We start from the raw sequence: 15,226 nt of genomic DNA, 5'->3' as shown, positions 1-15,226 counted from the left end.
ATTCCCGGCATGGCATATATATTGGCTTACTGATCCTAACTTTATCTTCGGTAAGTAGCCGGAGGGCTACTTGTTAAGTGCTAGGAAGTTGCAGGCGCCTTTGTATAGTCGGCACACAATTGGAGGAACCGCGTGTTGGCCTCGGGCTCCCCGATGCTGACCCTCACACCTTCTCCGGCGAAGGCCCGCACCGAGAGAGCCCGCGTCCCCGCCAACTCTGCGAAGGCGGCACTTTCGGCGCCAAGCGCGAGCCAGACGAAGTTGCCCTGGGCGTCAGGGACGCTCCAGCCGAGGTCCTTGAGGCCGTTGACCACCCGGTCCCTCTCGTCAACGAGTTTTTGTACCCTTTCCACAACCTGGCCAAAATTTGCCAGGGAGACAACCGCTGCCTGCTCGGCAATTTGGGAGACAGCGAATGGAGTCGCAGCCACCCTCAAATACTGCGTCAGCCCGGGATGGGAGACGCTGTAGCCCACACGGAGCCCGGCCAGGCCGTGCGCCTTGGAGAAGGTCCGGAGCACCACCACATTGGGATATTTCCGGTATAGCGCGATTCCGTCCACGGCGCCTTCCGCCCTGACAAACTCCTGGTACGCCTCATCGATCACCACCACCACGTCAGCCGGAACGGACCGGATGAAGGCTTCGGTTTCGGCCGCGTCCAGGGCCGGGCCGGTGGGGTTGTTGGGCGTGCAGAGAAGGATGACTTTGGTGCGGGCACTTACGGCCGCCGCCATGGCTGCGAGGTCGTGCCGGCCGTCGGCCGTGACGGGAACCTGGACACTTTCGGCGCCTGCCAGGCCAACGCTGATGGGGTAAGCCTCAAAAGAGCGCCACGCATAGATGACCTCGTCCGCTTTCCCGTCCTCGTTCTGGCCGGCAAAGGCGGCCAGGATCTGGTTCAGCGCGCCAAGGCTTCCCGCTCCGGTCACAATGTCGTCGGCGGGCACACCGAGAAATTCCGCAAGGGCAGCGCGAAGCTTGCTGCTCAGGGGATCCGGATACCGGTTGAAGTCGGACTGGTTGGCGATGGCTTCCAGCACTGCCGGGATCGGCGGTAACGGGTTTTCATTGGAGGACAGCTTGAAGCTGGCCAGACCGCTGACCGCGGCCGGCGGTTTTCCTGCCGCGTAGCGGGGCAGCCGGTCCAGCACCGGGCGCGGCGCAATTCCGCCCGCCCGGGTCTCAGGTGAAGTCATGGCCTCTAGCCTACGTCCCGCTCCCGCGAGGACCCGGGGTATGCGGGGCACAAATTCCTTGCCGTTCCCCAGGTTCCCATGGGAACGGTATGGAAGCATGGGGGCATGGGTTCCTTCATCCTTCGGGTCGTCGTTAACGCCGCTGCGCTCTGGGTGGCCAGCTGGATCCTGCCGGGCATGGACATCTCGAGCACGGCGGCATCCGACGCCGTCGCCAGAACCGGGATTTCACAGGACACCGAGACCATTGGGATTGTCCTGGCCTACCTGTTCATCGGCCTCATCTTCGGCGTCGTCAATGCCTTCGTACGGCCGCTGGTGCGCCTCCTCGCGCTGCCCATCACCATCCTGACGCTTGGCCTGTTCGCCATCGTCATCAACGCGGCCATGCTGTACCTGACGGCCTGGATCAGCAGCTATACGCCAGTGCACCTCACCATTGATTCCTTCTTCTGGACGGCGCTGCTCGCCGCCATCATCATCTCGCTGGTGTCCCTGGTGGCGGGGCTCCTGCCGGGAGGCCGGCGCTGACCCGGACCGCCTCCGACGTGAAGAAGCCCCCACGGTGCCATGCCGCCAAGTAGCAGGGCGGCCGGCGAGCAGGTACCCATCAGGTGCCATTCCCCGAATCAGCAGCACAAACTCCAGTACCAGCCACCCATGACCCCTGCGCTGGCGGCCGCCTAGGCTGCAATTCAGGCCGGGCACGGCCCGTCGTTGTCGGTTCCGGAACATTGGGGTCAAGCTATGAAGTCCATCAGGATATGTCTCGCTGCCTGCCTGCTCCTGGCATGGCAAGCCGGCCCGGCACGTGCGGAATCCGGCACCGCACCGCACGGCCCCGCGGGGTTGGGCAACGACATCTCCTGGCCGCAATGCGGCGCTGATCTTCCTGCGCCCCCGCCCTTCGCGATCGTCGGGGTGAACGGCGGGCGTCCCGACACCGCCAACCCTTGCCTGGCCGCCCAACTGGCGTGGGCGGGTCAAAGTGCTGAGGCGGCAGGCGGCACCCCGGCTGCAGTGTATGTGAACACTGCCGCGACCGGGCCCGCGGAGTCGTTATGGTGGCCGGCCGGGAACACGTACGGGGAAACCGCTGTCGGCAATCCATATGGTTTGTGCGACGGCACCGCGTCCCCGGCCTGCGCCTACGTGCACGGCTACGCCATGGCCGCCACGTCAGCCGGCATCTTGGCGGCAGCCGGGCAGGACATACACCGCATGTGGTGGCTGGATGTTGAGTTTGGAAACACCTGGCTGTGGGACAAGGCAGCCAATGCAGCCGAACTGGAAGGCATGACGGCCTACCTGCAGGGGGCCGGGGTGGAAGTGGGGATCTATTCAACCGGATATCAGTTCAACGAGATTGCGGGTGACGTCAGTCCCGGCAGCAACCTCTACAAACTCCAGAACTGGCTTGCGGGCCCCGACTCGGCAGAGTCGGCAGAAGAGTATTGCGGCGCTCCGCCGTTGACGCCGGGCGGAACTGTCACCACAACGCAGTTCACGGAAAACGACCTCGACTACAACTACCGGTGCCCTGCCGCCGTCCCGGCACCTGCCCCACAGCCGGCTGCCCCCGCCCCGCAACCCGAACAGTTGCGCTCCAGCCGGTACATGGAATTGCACGCCGCCCCAATCTCCTGACGCCTGCCGCACGTGCGGAGAAACTTCCTAGCGGGCTCCCGGTTGTGGCCGCCCGGAAAAGGGATCCCTGCGGTCCTTGGGGACGGTGGGCGGCGGAGTCCTGGACAGGGAGAATCGCGTAGCCGTGACGGCCCCGCCTGCGCCCAGGACAGCACCCAGCGCCGCGGTGGACTGGACCAGTGAGGGATCTTTGCTGGCGGCAACCAGGCTTGCCGCCTCCCCATAACCGCTGAGTCGGTGCCCTGGCCCCAGCCCCGCGCCTTCCCCCTCCGGAGTGGTTACCGGATTTGTCAGAGTGACCGTTACCCTGTCCCGGGTGTCGGGATTTGGTGCTCCGTCTGCGCCGGGAACCCAGTCTGCTTCATGCTCCAGGTGCAGCGAACTGACCCCCACTCCAGGTGTAATTCCGGCAACCGGCGATCCAGCAGTAAGCACGTAGCGGACATCGTAGGCGCGGAGGACTTCGGGATCGGCAGCAAGGTTCATGGCATGGATGCCGCCCTGGCTGTACCCCACCGCTACCAGCGGAGCTCCCCGCTTTGCCCCGGCCGCCTCAAGTGCCTCAAGGATTGCCTGGTTCACTTCCGAAGAGCTGTAGAACATCCCCTCGCCGATGCCTGCTTCATCGAAGGGATTGTCGCCCCCTGCCTGGATTCCTGCCGCTTGAGTGCCGGGAATGACCACGACATAAGCTGTTTCCCCTCCTTTTGGCACCTCAAGGACTTCGATGAACCCCGGTCCCCGTGCCTCAATCTGCCGTATCCGCTCCAACAGGCCGGCCGGCGAAGCCTCGAGGTCCACTGCCACCTCCTCTTCGCGCTGCACAGCAATGCGCCTTGGCCTGAGGCCCGATGCCATGCCAAATACGGCGTCCCGGACCCAGGGGTTTTGTCCAATGTTGGTTTTCATTACCGAGGCCTGCGCGCCCAGTTGGCTCACCAGCCATTCCATAGTCTTTCCGTCGGCAGCCTTGGAAGTCAGGATCACGATGGCCGAGTGCAGGAGATCCTGATGGCTGCGGTACCCGAAATACTGGCTTGTTTTTGCGTGCTCTTCAGCCTTCTCGTAGTCCCGGATGCAGGTGCGGACCTCGGCACTGATCCGTTGCATCTCTGCCCGGACCGTCCGCAGCGCCCATGCACTGTCGCGCACGCTCGCCACGTAGCCCGCACCGGACCAGGCTGGCTGGTGGTCCGCCCGGCAAAGCTCGTCCAGGATGCGGCCGGATTCCTCTTCGGCCCACAACAGATCCTGTGCGAGCCCGTCGAGTTTCTCCGCGCCGGCCATGAGTTCCTCAAGCTGCACGCTGAACCCCGAGACGCCTCCGCTCACGGTGATACTGCCGTTCCGGGACGGGCCATACAGCCCAATGTCGCCCTCCCCCCGTGGAGCCGCGGTGCTCATCCTGGCCAGCCGGACGTGGCGATTGGCACCCCGGTGTCTTCCTGGGCCCGCCGTGCTACCGCGAGCCGCGCCTCCTGCAGACGGTCGAGGGCGCGGCGCAGGCTGGAGGCCTGGAGAGTGACAGCATCCCGGTAAGCGCGCCCGGCCGGAGATTGCCAGTCGAGCAGCTGAATGTCATGGAATCCGCCAAGTACCTGTTCGACCTTGGCGCTGCAGGTTTCAAGGCGGCCCGCGACCGACATCAGCGTGGCATCCAGCTGCTGCCGGCTGTCCCAGATCCCGTCCATCGGACCGTCCCCCTGCTTTCCGACCCAGCCTCCCCGGCCGGATAATCCGTCCCAACCCTGCTGCTCCCAACGCTAGGCACGCGGCCCCGCCCCCGTAAGCGCCGCCGTCGGCTATGTGGACAAGTAACGTGGACGACCACGCTTAAGGCGGCCCCGGACTTCATGAAAGAATCAGCACATGCCTGAAACTGCCGCCACAGCTCATACCCGTACGCCCTCAGGACGTCTGGCCCTCGCCGCGTCATCGGAAAAGATCGCGCTTGGACCCCTGGACGGCCGTTACCAGTCCGCCGTCGCGCCACTCGTTGACTACCTGTCCGAGGCCGCCCTGAACCGGGACCGCGTGGCGGTCGAAGTGGAATGGCTCATCCACCTGACCAGCAACAACGTCCTTCCCGGCGCCGGTCCCCTGAGCCCGGAACAGCAGGACCAGCTCCGCGCCATCGTCACTGAATTCGACGCCGCGTCCGTCGCCGAACTGGCTGAAATCGAAGCCGTGACCGTGCACGATGTGAAGGCCGTGGAGTACTACATCGGCCGCCGCCTCCCCGCCATCGGCATCGAAAACCTGACCGCCATGGTCCACTTCGGCTGCACCTCCGAGGACATCAACAACCTGTCCTACGCCCTCGGCGTGAAGGGTGCCGTGGAGGACGTGTGGCTCCCCGCTGCCCGCAAGCTCGTGGCGCAGATCAGCAGGATGGCGGAGGAGAACCGGGCAGTTCCCATGCTGTCCCGCACCCACGGCCAGCCGGCCACCCCCACCACCCTGGGCAAGGAACTGGCCGTCATCGCGCACCGCCTGACCCGCCAGCTGGACCGGATCGCCAAGACCGAATACCTGGGCAAGATCAACGGGGCCACCGGCACCTACGCGGCCCATGTGGCGTCCGTCCCCGGCGCCGACTGGCAGCAGGTTTCCGAATCCTTCGTGGAGGGGCTGGGCCTTACCTGGAACCCGCTCACCACGCAGATCGAAAGCCACGACTGGCAGGCTGAGCTCTACGCCGACGTTGCCCGCTTCAACCGCATCCTGCACAACGTCTGCACTGACATCTGGAGCTACATCTCCATCGGCTACTTTGCGCAGATCCCAGTGGCCGGTGCCACGGGTTCGTCCACCATGCCGCACAAGGTCAACCCCATCCGCTTCGAAAACGCCGAGGCAAACCTGGAGATCTCCTCCGGACTGCTCGATGTCCTGGGCTCCACCCTGGTGACCTCCCGCTGGCAGCGGGACCTCACCGATTCCTCCAGCCAGCGCAATATCGGCGTCGCATTCGGGCACTCCCTCCTGGCCATCTCCAACGTTGCCAAGGGCCTGGAGCGCCTGGATGTCGCCGAAGACGTCCTGGCAGCGGACCTGGACACCAACTGGGAGGTCCTGGGCGAGGCCATCCAGATGGTCATGCGCGCCGAGGCGATTGCCGGCGTCGAGGGCATGGAAAACCCCTACGAGCGCCTCAAGGACCTCACCCGCGGCCAGCGCGTGGACGCTGCGCGCATGCAGGAGTTCGTGCAGGGCCTGGGCCTCTCCCCCGACGCTGAGGCCCGCCTCCTGGCCCTCACGCCCGGCACATACACGGGTATCGCGGACCAGCTGGTGGATCACCTGAAGTAAGCCCCGCAAGGCAGGAACGTACGACGACGGCGCCGGGCCCGGGAGGGTCCGGCGCCTTTCGTTTGTCCAGGCAGGGCGTGCCTCCCGGGCCCGGAAGCAGGCGTTTCGGCAGCACTGCGGCGGGGTGGGAAACTGGAGTCATGAAGTTGCTCCTGATCCGCCACGGCGAGACCCCGGGAAACGTGCTGGGCCAGCTGGACACCGACCACCCGGGACCGGGCCTCACCGAACTGGGCGAACGGCAGGCAGAGGCGATGGCGCGGTCCCTGGTCAACGAACCCATCGGCGCCCTGTACGCGTCAACCTTGATCCGCACCCAGATCACCGCGGCACCCCTGGGCAGGCTCCGGGGCCTGGAAACCACGGTGCTGGAGGGGCTGCACGAGATCGAGGCGGGAGCACTGGAGAAGCTCACGGACCACGAGTCGCATAAGCGGTACATGGGAACGGTCATTTCCTGGGCTGCAGGTGAACTGGACAACCGCATGCCTGCAGGACCCGACGGCCACGCGTTCTTCGACCGGTTCGACGCCGCCATCGCCAGGGTGGTCGACAGGGCATCCGGGCAGCACAACACAGTGGCAGTGGTGAGCCATGGTGCGGCCATCAGGACCTGGGCCGGGCTCCGGGCCGACGGCATCGACCACGAATTCGCCGCCAGGCACGTGCTGGCCAATACCGGCATTGTGGCGCTGGAGGGTGACCCGGACACCGGCTGGAAGCTGATCCACTGGGAAGGCAGCCCGGTGGGCGGCCTCGCCCTGGCGGACCCCGCCGCCGGGGACCCGACGGGCCGGGACGCAGCCGCCCCCTAGGCCTGCTGCCGGTGGCGCCGGTGGGGCAGCGCCCGCGCGGCGGGACATGGGCCCACGTCCGCCCGGCTGCGCAGGGCCGGTATGCCACGGCGGGCTGACGGGACCCCGGGAATCAGCTGCGCTGCCATCACCGCGGCATCTGCCGCCGTCGGCCGTTCCCCGGGGTCCATGGCCGTCAGGGACCGCAGCAGGGGGACCCAGCCCCCGAGGTACTCCGGGACGTCCGGGGACCGAAGGGTCCGGGCCACCAGGGATTCAATGGCGGTGCCCGGAAAGGCCTTGTTGCCGGTGAGGAGCTCCAGCAGGACAAGCCCCGTGGAGTACACGTCCCAGGACGGCGCAACGGTGCCGCCGGATGCCTGCTCGGGACTCATATAGTGCACTGTCCCGGACGAAATTCCGGGCTCGGGCGCCGAACCGGTGGCGGCGGCAATGCCGAAATCGATGATCCGGACTGGACTTCTCCGCAGGCCGCTGAGCATCAGGTTCGCGGGTTTGATGTCGCGGTGCACCAGCCCGCCGGCATGCAGGTGGGCGAGTGCACCGAAGAGGCCACGCGCCCACAGTGCCACATCACCGGACCCAGGGCGGTCCGCGCGGATGACCTCGGCAAGGCTGGCGCCCAGGGCCAGTTCCTCCACGAGGTACGGGCGCCCGGCACGGGAACCGCTGCCTGCCACCACGCCCTGGTCCACCAGGCTCACGATGGATGGATGGCTGAAGCGGGCCAGGACGGCAGCCTCATTCCGGATCCGCTGGTGCTGCTTCCGGCCGCCGGCCGTCGCGATCTTCACCGCAACGTCCGGGCCGCCCTCCAGGTCCACCGCGCGAAATACTTCGGCCGCGGATCCCCGGCCAAGGCGTTCCCTCAACTGGTACCGGCCGGCAAGGGGCGCCGCCCCGCTGTTCAGCAACGAATGCGGCGGCGCCGCAGCTGCCGTCCCGTTGGCGCTCATGCGGAGAGGTCAGCGGAACGACGTGCCACGCGCGGTCCGGCGCTCCAGGCGTCCAGCTGGAACCCGCAGGCGCAACGCCACACGGGCGGAAGCTCGCTGTCCCCGGGGGTAGTCGGGGCGAAGGTGTAGCTGGCACGCTCCCACCCAAGTGCGGGCGTCACCAGCTGCATCGGCGTACCGCAGTGGACGGCGGTGTGTCCCTGCGGCGCTGTGGTGCCGTCCAGGGTGGACCGCGTCAGGTCCGTGCGGGCATCCGGAATGGTCACGCCCATGGCGGGTTTACGCGGTGAAACTTCGGTGTAAGGGACCAACACACTCACGACTCCGTTGGGAAGCAACTTCGGGAACAATCGTAAGCTTACATATAACTAGGCGAACTAGCTAGTCAGGCTAGTGAACTTTTAATTCTTCTTCCCGGAGCTGAAGTGAATCGGTCATGCGCTGCAGGAAATCGACCACGATCCGGGCCTCTTCGGCGCTCAGGCCTTCCGCAACTGCCATCATGCGGCGGTGCATTGCGCCGAGCGTCTCCCGGACCTCCTTGTCCGACTCCACGGTGGGAACCACCACCACCGAACGGCGGTCGGAAGGGTGGGCCTCGCGGCGAACGTGCCCACTGGCCACCAGGCGGTCGATCAGCGATGTGGTGGAAGCGCTAGTAATATTGAGGAACCGGCTGAGGTCCTTGGGGACAACCTGCTTCCCCGATGCCTGGACCCGCAGCAGGTACCGCAGGGCGAGGATGTCTGTTTCACCCATGCCCATGGAGTCCCTGGTGCTTCGGCGAATCTCAGTTTCGGCCGCGCGGTAGTCGCGCAGGGCCTTCAGCACCGCCGCACTGTAGTCCAGTTGCCCGTCAGGTCCGTACCAGTAGCCGGATCCCTCGTTGCCCATAGAAACCATGACATCATTTTAGACCAACTGGTAACTAGACTGCCAAGTAATCTACTTTATGGTCCCGTGGGGGTTATCCGGGCGCTAACCCCTTGGAAACACCTGCGTAACTCGCCGCACCTAGCCTTGTCAGGCATACCCCTCCGGCGAATCGAGGCAGATATGCAGACCAACCCCAGGCTCAACATTCGACAGGTCTCCTGGTCCAACCCCGTGGGCGCTGACCTTCGCCGCGCGCAGCAGGCAGAACTCGACGCCCGCTTCGGCCGGCCCGACCATGAGCCTGGGCCGCCGCCGTCGGGCGCCGACTGCGCCGTCTTCCTGGTGGCGTACGACAAAGGCTCGGGGCAACCGGTGGGTTGCGGCGGGCTCCGGCTCCTGGACGGAACGACGGCCGAAATCAAGCGGCTCTACGTGCTGCCGTACACCCGTGGCTCCGGGGTGGCCAGCTCCATCCTCGCGGCCCTGGAGGCGGAGGCCTTCAGCCAGGGCATAACCCGGATCAAGGCCGAGGCCGGGTCGGCACAACCGGACGGCCGGAACTTCTACGAAAATTCAGGTTTCGAGCCGATCCCGAACTTCGGGCCCTACACGGGCGTGGAGCACTCGCACTGCTATGCCAAACGCATCAACGCCCACAGCGCCGCCCAGACGGCCATGGCCTAGCGTCCGCCCGGCCCGGGAAGCCGTCACACTGGGACTGTGGCGGGCGGCATCAGCTAACCTCGGCCGTACGGAAGCAGCAGACATCACCTTCCGGACCCGCAAGTGGGTCCGGCCGGAGGACCTCAACGCCAACGGAACCCTTTTCGGCGGCAGCCTGCTGAAGTGGATCGACGAAGAAGCCGCCATCTACGCCATCCTCCAACTGGGGAACGGCCGCGCGGTCACCAAGTACATCTCTGAAATCAACTTCGTCAGCTCCGCGGTCCAGGGTGACCTCATCGAGATGGGCCTGACGGCAACCCGGTTCGGCCGGACCTCACTGACCATGCGCGCCGAGGTCCGCAACATGATCACCAGGCAGAGCATCCTCACCATCGAGGAGATCGTCTTCGTGAACCTGGGCCGGGACGGAAAGCCGGAACCGCACGGCTATACGGAGATCACCTACGACCGGGACCGAATCCCCACCCACCACCTCGGCGGAACCCCCGACCAGGACTGAAACGTTTCCCGCCGGTTCACGCCGGGGGCTCCAACCGTTTTCCCGACAGGTCCAAAGTGAGAAGCCGGGCTGTTTATCGAATCGATAGCTATAACAGCCCGGTTTTCGTCATGCCCGGCTATAGGCTGTGCGGACATGCTCTGATTCCAGTCCAGAAATGAGTCCTGATCGTGCGTAAATTGCAGACTTTGGTTGCCGCCGCCGTTGCCGCCACCCTCCTCGCCGGCTGCGGCGGGGGCTCCACCCCGCCGGCCTCCACCGGTGAAGCCTCCGGAGCTCCCGCGGGAGCGTCCGGGGACACCCTGGTGATCTACACCAACTCCAACGGGGAGGGCCGGGGCGACTGGTTGGCCGCCAAGGCGGCCGAGGCTGGATTCAAGATCGAGATCGTGGGGGCCGGCGGCGCCGATGCCACCAACAAGCTCATTGCCGAGAAGAACAACCCCATCGCCGACGTCGCGTTCGGCCTGAACAACATGTACTTCTCCCAGGTCAAGAACGAGGGCGCGCTGGAGGCGTACCAGCCCGCGTGGGCGGGCGAGGTGGACAAGGGCCTGGGCGACGGGGAGACGTACTGGCCCCTGGTGAAGCAGGCCATCCTTCTGGGCTACAACTCGGACAAGATCTCCAAGGACGCCGCACCGAAGGACTGGACGGACCTGTGGTCCAAGGACGAGTTCAAGAGCCGCTATGAGCGGGTCACCGGCCTGGGCACCGCAACGGCGCAGCTGGTTTTCGCCGGCATCCTTTCGCGTTACCGGGATGACTCGGGCGATCTTGGGATCTCCGACGACGGGTGGAAGCAGGTTGAGCAGTACTTCAAGAACGGCAGCCCCGCAGTGGCCAAGACCGACCTGTTTGCCCGCATCGCGTCCGGCGAGGTGGACATGGGCCAGATGCCGTCCTCGATCATTGCCGACCGCGAAAAGTCCTTCAAAGTGAACGTGGACACCGTCATTCCCTCCGTGGGGGTCCCGCTTGCCGTGGAGCAGATAGCCCTGGTGAAAGGCACCAAGAAAAAGGAGCAGGCGCAGAAGTTCATCGACTGGTTCGGCAGCGCGGACGTGCAGGGCGAGTTCGCCCAGAAGTTCAATTCCATGCCCGTCAACAAAAGCGCCCAGGCGAAAGCCAACCCGGAGGTGGTGGACTTTTTCGCCGGCCTGAAGCAGCAGGACATCGACTGGAACTTCGTTCAGAAGAACATGGGCGCCTGGGTGGAGAAGATCGAACTCGAATACATGACGTAGCCCGTCCTGCCAGCCGCCGTTTCCGCGTTCCATCAGACAGGGTTGCCATGATCCGCTTGGAAGACATCGAAGTTACTTTTGGCGATTTCACCGCCATTCCGCACTTGGACCTGCATGTCCAGCCGGGTGAGTTTTTCACCCTCCTGGGGCCCTCCGGCTGTGGGAAGACGACGGCGCTGCGCACCCTGGCCGGCTTCATCCAGCCGGCCAGGGGGACGGTCCGGGTGGACGGGAAGGACGTGACCCGCCTTCCGAGCGACAAGCGTCAGGTGGGCATGGTGTTCCAGAACTATGCCCTGTTCCCGAGCATGAGCGTATGGGAGAACATCGCCTTCGGGCTCCGGGTCCGGAAGGAAAAACCTGCCGACAGCGACCGCCTTGTGCGGGACATTGCGCGGCGCGTGGACCTCAGCGACGAGCAGCTGGCCAAGAACGTGGCCGAGCTGTCCGGCGGCCAGCAGCAGCGCGTGGCCGTGGCCCGCGCCCTGGTGCTGCGGCCCAAGATCCTGCTGCTGGATGAGCCGCTGTCGAACCTCGATGCCAAGCTCCGCCACCAGTTGCGCCAGCAGCTCAAGGACCTGCAGAGCGAGTTCGGCATCACCACCGTGTACGTCACCCACGACCAGGACGAGGCCCTTGCCATGAGTGACCGGGTGGCGGTCTTCAACAAGGGGGTGGTGGAACAGGTTGGGACGCCCCAGGACATCTACGACCATGCTGCTACGGAGTTTGTCTGCAACTTCATCGGTGACAGCTCAGCCCTGACGCCGGACTTCGTGGCGGAGGTCAACCGGCTCTCCGGGGCCGGCCTCAGTACGGATGCCAGGTCCTACCTGCGCGTGGAAAAAGCCTCCCTGGACCGGCCCGCGGACGGAGGGACCGCCGTCGGGCTTCCCGCCACCGTGGTTTCCCGGACCTACCACGGCCTGCACAGCCGCTATGTGGTCCGCAGCCATGGCGCGGACATCCGCCTCCTGGTCCGTGAAGACGGCGCCGCACACCCTGGGGCCGGCACGGCCACGACGGTCTACGTCCAGCCCGGGCACGTCCTCCAGTACCATCCGGGAACCGGCGCCGCACTGGCACAGGACCCGGCGGTTGCCCTGAAATGAGCGTCAACAACCCGGTGCGCAGCATGGCCCGCTCCCCGTTCGTCCTGGTGGTGGGGGTCATCCTCACCTGGTTCATCGCCGCATTCCTGGTGTGGCCCAACATCAACATCCTGATCGCCACCTTCTTCCCCGACGGCAGCTTTTCGGGCCGCGCCGCGGAGAAGCTGTTTTCCTCCCAGCGGGCCATGAAGGCACTGGGCAACAGCTTCCTGCTGGCCGTGGCGCTGTCCGTCACCGTGAACCTGGTGGGCGTCTTCATCGTCCTGGTAACGCATTACTTTCGGATCCGCGGCTCGAGGATCCTGTTCCTCGGCTACGCGTCCACGTTCATCTATGGCGGCATCGTGCTGGCGGCGGGGTACAAATTCATCTACGGGGACAGGGGCATTGTCACGTCGCTGCTGGTCCGGATTTTTCCCGGAATGAACCCCGGCTGGTTTTCCGGGTTCTTGGCCGTGCTGGCAGTCATGACCTTTGCCACCACCACCAACCACATGCTGTTCGTTGCCAACGCCCTCAAAGGCATCGACTACCAGACCATCGAGGCCGCGCGGAACCTTGGCGCCTCCACATGGACCATCCTGCGCCGCATCGTCCTGCCGATGCTTAAACCCACGCTGTTCGCTGTCACCATCCTGTCCTTCCTCACCGGCCTGGGCGCCCTCAGCGCCCCACAGGTGCTGGGCGGCCGCGAGTTCCAGACCATCACACCGATGATCCTGACCTTCACCAACAGCCCCACTTCGCGCGACCTGGCCGCGCTGCTGGCCGTGATCCTTGGCCTGGCCACCATGGTGATGCTCGCCGTGATGTCCCGGCTGGAGAAGGGCGGCACCTACTTTTCGGTGTCAAAGGTGTCCTCCGAGCTGCAGAAGCAGGACATTGCCCACCCCGTGGCCAACGTGGCCGTGCACGCCGTGGCCTATCTCCTTTTTGCCGTCTACACGCTGCCCGTGGTGCTGATCGTGCTTTATTCATTTGCCGACGGCGCAGCCATCCAGACCGGACAGCTCTCGCTTTCCAACCTGACCCTCGACAACTATGTCCGCGTCCTCACGCAGCAATCCGGGCTCCGGCCGTTCATCGTCAGTGTGGTGTACAGCGCCCTGGCTGCGGTCATCGCCGTCGGCGGCCTGCTCTTTGTGGCCCGGCTGCTGCAAAAGTACAAAAACTGGCTGTCCTCAACATTTGAATACCTGCTGCACATTCCGTGGATCCTGCCGTCGGCACTGCTGGCCCTGGGCCTGATTGTCAGCTACGACCATCCCAATCCCCTGGTGGGGGGCGCCGTCCTCACCGGGACAACGGTGATCCTGCTCATCGCCTTCGTCACGGTGAAGATCCCGTTCACGCTCCGGATGCTCAAGGCGTCCTTTGCGGCAGTGAACTCTTCCCTGGAGGAGGCCGCCGCCATCATGGGCGCCAAGACGCTGTATGTCTTCCGCCGGATCCTCCTGCCGCTGGTACTTCCGGCAGCTGCAGCCATCACGGCCCTGAACTTCAACAGCCTGCTGGACGACTACGACACCGCGATCTTCCTGGCCCATCCGCTGGTGCAGCCGCTGGGCCTGGTGATCAAAGCCAACACCGACGGGGCAGAAGGCACGGAGGGGATCGCGAACACTTTCGTTTACACGGTGCTCCTCATGGTGATCACCGGCGTGACGATGTATCTGGTGTACGGCAGGTCCGGGCGGCGGAAGGGCAGGAAGCGGCTGCCCGCAGCGCCGGCCGGCCAGCAGGCCTCCGGCGCCGGACTTTCCGGCGCACAGGCACCGGGTGAGGACGACGCCACGCGCCCGGCCGCCGCCGTCCGTTGACTACCGCCCCGAACCGCTGCCGACGGCGGTCCGTGTGTTCCGCCGCCGGGCCAGGTTGAGCAGGCGGTCACGCAGCGGCTGGGCACGGTCTGCCAGCGCGACACGTCCGAGCGCCGAGGAGGCCACGCTCACGGCGCGGGTGCGGAGTCTCCGCTGCCGGTTGTAGGCACGCAGTGCTTGGTCTTCGGGAAGCGTGTTAAGCAGGTCTGCCAGTGTCACCGCGTCCACCAGGGATTCGCACGCACCGCGGCCAAGGGTGGGCAGCATGCCGTGCGCGGCATCGCCGATAAGCACCGTCCGGCCCGTGACGTAGGAGCGCAGGCGTGGAACCGTCCACAGGCGCTGGGCCAGGCATTCCTCCGGCGTGGCTGCTGCCAGGGTTCGACGGATGGCAGGTGCATGGCCGGCAAAGCGTGCCCGAGCCTGTTCCAGGGCCAATGGAACATCGATTCCATAGGGGCCCAGTCCGGACCGGTAGCTGGCGTACCAAAAGGACCCGCCCCGGGCGGCGGCCATGCCGAACAGGTCGCCGCGGCCCCAGTACTCGCCCACCTCGTCCGGGGCGACCGGCGTCGGGAGGGTACCGCGGAGGGCGAGGTAGGGCGTGAGCCGGGCCTCCGTGGCGCTGCCCCATCCCGCACGGCGAACCATGCTGTGGACACCGTCGGCGCCCACTACCAGGCTGCCGTCCGCGGGGACCGACTGCACGGTGTCGGTGACGCGGAGGACGGTGGCGGGCACGGCGCCATCCAGCAGCCGGATCAGGTCGATCCGGGAGATGCCGAACATCTCCCCCGCCTCGACGGTGAACCACGGTTCACCCTGTGCATTGCGGACCGACCCGCTGCCCAGCACCGGGCTGACGGCCCGAGCCTGGTCCAGGATCCCCAACCGGGCCAGGGCGCGTTGGGCGTTAGGCCACATCCCGAGGGCGTTGCCGACGGTGGGCAGTTCCGGCCGTTTCTCGTACACCGTCACGTGGAAGCGGTTGGGGTCCAGGGCTGCTGCCGGGGCCAGGCCGGCGATGCCGCCGCCAACGATCGTGATCCTTTCCAT

General features: G+C 65.8%; 16 protein-coding genes. 9 read left to right on the top strand and 7 right to left on the bottom strand.

Annotation, left to right across the window (positions count from 1 at the left end; all coding sequences use genetic code 11):
- Nucleotides 1-80: 80 nt before the first annotated feature.
- Nucleotides 81-1,199, bottom strand: a complete 1,119-nt coding sequence (locus tag PV772_RS06420) for a histidinol-phosphate transaminase (RefSeq protein ID WP_141158930.1) — start codon at nt 1,197-1,199, stop codon at nt 81-83.
- A gap of 105 nt (nt 1,200-1,304) precedes the next feature.
- Between PV772_RS06420 and PV772_RS06415 the strand changes: the two genes are divergently transcribed.
- Both PV772_RS06415 and PV772_RS06410 read left to right on the top strand, forming a co-directional pair.
- A complete protein-coding gene (locus PV772_RS06415) occupies nt 1,305-1,730 on the top strand; it encodes a phage holin family protein (RefSeq protein WP_141158929.1) in 426 nt (141 codons plus the stop codon).
- A 216-nt stretch (nt 1,731-1,946) separates the two neighbouring features.
- Nucleotides 1,947-2,846 (top strand): hypothetical protein, encoded by a 900-nt coding sequence (locus tag PV772_RS06410; RefSeq protein WP_347885676.1) that lies wholly within the window; start codon nt 1,947-1,949, stop codon nt 2,844-2,846.
- A 27-nt stretch (nt 2,847-2,873) separates the two neighbouring features.
- On the opposite strand, the gene PV772_RS06405 is transcribed toward PV772_RS06410, so the two are convergent.
- Nucleotides 2,874-4,250, bottom strand: a complete 1,377-nt coding sequence (locus tag PV772_RS06405; RefSeq protein WP_347885675.1) for a hypothetical protein — start codon at nt 4,248-4,250, stop codon at nt 2,874-2,876.
- Nucleotides 4,247-4,537, bottom strand: a complete 291-nt coding sequence (locus PV772_RS06400) for a hypothetical protein (RefSeq protein WP_347885674.1) — start codon at nt 4,535-4,537, stop codon at nt 4,247-4,249. Before PV772_RS06400 ends, PV772_RS06405 begins: the two co-directional genes overlap by 4 nt.
- 178 nt (nt 4,538-4,715) lie before the next feature.
- Between PV772_RS06400 and purB the strand changes: the two genes are divergently transcribed.
- Both purB and PV772_RS06390 read left to right on the top strand, forming a co-directional pair.
- Nucleotides 4,716-6,158, top strand: coding sequence for an adenylosuccinate lyase (gene purB, locus PV772_RS06395; protein WP_347885673.1), 1,443 nt, complete (start codon nt 4,716-4,718; stop codon nt 6,156-6,158).
- Nucleotides 6,159-6,298: 140 nt separating this feature from the next.
- A complete protein-coding gene (locus tag PV772_RS06390) occupies nt 6,299-6,973 on the top strand; it encodes a histidine phosphatase family protein (RefSeq protein WP_141158924.1) in 675 nt (224 codons plus the stop codon).
- Here PV772_RS06390 and PV772_RS06385 read toward each other — a convergent pair.
- The 3 genes from PV772_RS06385 to PV772_RS06375 form a co-directional block, all read right to left on the bottom strand.
- Nucleotides 6,970-7,929 (bottom strand): serine/threonine-protein kinase, encoded by a 960-nt coding sequence (locus PV772_RS06385; RefSeq protein ID WP_347885672.1) that lies wholly within the window; start codon nt 7,927-7,929, stop codon nt 6,970-6,972. The two genes, PV772_RS06390 and PV772_RS06385, sit on opposite strands and share 4 nt — an antisense overlap.
- Nucleotides 7,926-8,243: a hypothetical protein gene (locus PV772_RS06380; RefSeq protein WP_347885671.1), complete on the bottom strand. Its 318-nt coding sequence runs from the start codon at nt 8,241-8,243 to the stop codon at nt 7,926-7,928. The genes PV772_RS06385 and PV772_RS06380 overlap by 4 nt, the downstream gene beginning before the upstream one ends.
- A gap of 76 nt (nt 8,244-8,319) precedes the next feature.
- Nucleotides 8,320-8,832, bottom strand: coding sequence for a MarR family transcriptional regulator (locus PV772_RS06375; RefSeq protein ID WP_141182774.1), 513 nt, complete (start codon nt 8,830-8,832; stop codon nt 8,320-8,322).
- A gap of 153 nt (nt 8,833-8,985) precedes the next feature.
- On the opposite strand from PV772_RS06375, the gene PV772_RS06370 reads away from it, so the two are divergent.
- From PV772_RS06370 to PV772_RS06350, 5 genes are all read left to right on the top strand, one after another.
- Complete coding sequence (locus PV772_RS06370; protein ID WP_347885670.1) at nt 8,986-9,489, top strand: GNAT family N-acetyltransferase; 504 nt, start codon at nt 8,986-8,988, stop codon at nt 9,487-9,489.
- A gap of 34 nt (nt 9,490-9,523) precedes the next feature.
- Nucleotides 9,524-9,991 carry a hotdog domain-containing protein gene (locus PV772_RS06365; protein ID WP_347885705.1) on the top strand — a complete coding sequence of 156 codons (468 nt, stop codon included), beginning with the start codon at nt 9,524-9,526 and terminating at the stop codon, nt 9,989-9,991.
- Between the two features lie 170 nt (nt 9,992-10,161).
- Nucleotides 10,162-11,238 carry an extracellular solute-binding protein gene (locus PV772_RS06360; RefSeq protein ID WP_347885669.1) on the top strand — a complete coding sequence of 359 codons (1,077 nt, stop codon included), beginning with the start codon at nt 10,162-10,164 and terminating at the stop codon, nt 11,236-11,238.
- Nucleotides 11,239-11,285: 47 nt separating this feature from the next.
- The gene (locus PV772_RS06355; protein WP_347885668.1) at nt 11,286-12,350 is read left to right on the top strand and encodes an ABC transporter ATP-binding protein; all 1,065 of its coding nucleotides are present in this window, start codon (nt 11,286-11,288) and stop codon (nt 12,348-12,350) included.
- Nucleotides 12,347-14,170, top strand: a complete 1,824-nt coding sequence (locus PV772_RS06350) for an iron ABC transporter permease (RefSeq protein WP_347885667.1) — start codon at nt 12,347-12,349, stop codon at nt 14,168-14,170. The genes PV772_RS06355 and PV772_RS06350 overlap by 4 nt, the downstream gene beginning before the upstream one ends.
- On the opposite strand, the gene PV772_RS06345 is transcribed toward PV772_RS06350, so the two are convergent.
- A complete protein-coding gene (locus tag PV772_RS06345; protein WP_347885666.1) occupies nt 14,171-15,226 on the bottom strand; it encodes an FAD-dependent monooxygenase in 1,056 nt (351 codons plus the stop codon).

The organism is Pseudarthrobacter sp. CC12 (assembly GCF_039907755.1).
In the GTDB taxonomy this organism is placed as follows: Bacteria; Actinomycetota; Actinomycetes; order Actinomycetales; family Micrococcaceae; genus Arthrobacter; species Arthrobacter niigatensis.
Note: the sequence above shows the minus strand (reverse complement) of the source record. Positions and strands in the feature narration are given on the sequence as shown.

What these genes read in the sequence shown, in the direction of transcription:
- PV772_RS06390 (WP_141158924.1), top strand. Translation starts at nt 6,299, where the DNA reads ATGAAGTTGCTCCTGATCCGCCACGGCGAGACCCCGGGAAACGTGCTG.
- PV772_RS06370 (WP_347885670.1), top strand. Translation starts at nt 8,986, where the DNA reads ATGCAGACCAACCCCAGGCTCAACATTCGACAGGTCTCCTGGTCCAAC.
- purB (WP_347885673.1), top strand. Translation starts at nt 4,716, where the DNA reads ATGCCTGAAACTGCCGCCACAGCTCATACCCGTACGCCCTCAGGACGT.
- PV772_RS06345 (WP_347885666.1), bottom strand. Translation starts at nt 15,226, where the DNA reads ATGGAAAGGATCACGATCGTTGGCGGCGGCATCGCCGGCCTGGCCCCG.
- PV772_RS06400 (WP_347885674.1), bottom strand. Translation starts at nt 4,537, where the DNA reads ATGGACGGGATCTGGGACAGCCGGCAGCAGCTGGATGCCACGCTGATG.
- PV772_RS06415 (WP_141158929.1), top strand. Translation starts at nt 1,305, where the DNA reads ATGGGTTCCTTCATCCTTCGGGTCGTCGTTAACGCCGCTGCGCTCTGG.
- PV772_RS06385 (WP_347885672.1), bottom strand. Translation starts at nt 7,929, where the DNA reads ATGAGCGCCAACGGGACGGCAGCTGCGGCGCCGCCGCATTCGTTGCTG.
- PV772_RS06410 (WP_347885676.1), top strand. Translation starts at nt 1,947, where the DNA reads ATGAAGTCCATCAGGATATGTCTCGCTGCCTGCCTGCTCCTGGCATGG.
- PV772_RS06405 (WP_347885675.1), bottom strand. Translation starts at nt 4,250, where the DNA reads ATGAGCACCGCGGCTCCACGGGGGGAGGGCGACATTGGGCTGTATGGC.
- PV772_RS06350 (WP_347885667.1), top strand. Translation starts at nt 12,347, where the DNA reads ATGAGCGTCAACAACCCGGTGCGCAGCATGGCCCGCTCCCCGTTCGTC.
- PV772_RS06420 (WP_141158930.1), bottom strand. Translation starts at nt 1,199, where the DNA reads ATGACTTCACCTGAGACCCGGGCGGGCGGAATTGCGCCGCGCCCGGTG.
- PV772_RS06355 (WP_347885668.1), top strand. Translation starts at nt 11,286, where the DNA reads ATGATCCGCTTGGAAGACATCGAAGTTACTTTTGGCGATTTCACCGCC.
- PV772_RS06375 (WP_141182774.1), bottom strand. Translation starts at nt 8,832, where the DNA reads ATGGTTTCTATGGGCAACGAGGGATCCGGCTACTGGTACGGACCTGAC.